Source organism: Methylobacterium sp. WL12 (assembly GCF_008039475.1).
GTDB classification, from domain to species: domain Bacteria; phylum Pseudomonadota; class Alphaproteobacteria; order Rhizobiales; family Beijerinckiaceae; genus Methylobacterium; species Methylobacterium cerastii.
The window spans coordinates 1-375 of record NZ_VRUW01000256.1; the positions used below are offsets into that span (position 1 = coordinate 1).

The following is a 375-nucleotide window of genomic DNA, read 5'->3' on the forward strand; positions in this document are numbered from 1 at the left end:
TGGTCATCTTCCGCTGGACGACGGCCGGGCGCAGCAGGCGCTCGGAGCCGTTGTTGGTGGGTTGGACGTGGCCGGGATGGGCGAGGAAGACCAGGAGCTGATCGCGCGCCCGGCCGATCTTGGCTTGCAGATCGCGGGTCAGTTCGCAGCGACTTCGTGTGGCCAGGATGGCGCCGAGTTGGCGATCCAGACTTCGGCGTTTGGCAGCCAGCGTCGAGGCGGCCAGATCGGTGACGCGCTCGGCCAGGGCGAACACGGATTGGAGCCAGAGCTGCAGGCGCCAGGGGACAGGATCGTCGCTGGTGTCGACGGCGTAGGCGACATCGCGGGCGAGATGGGCGAGGCAGGTCTGGTGCGCGGCCGCGTGTCCCTGCT

At 69.1% G+C, this 375-nt stretch carries 1 protein-coding gene; it reads right to left on the reverse strand.

What is annotated here, in order from left to right; genetic code table 11:
• On the reverse strand, positions 1 to 375 hold a 375-nt coding region (locus tag FV226_RS27755), incomplete at both ends, for a transposase (protein ID WP_147765435.1).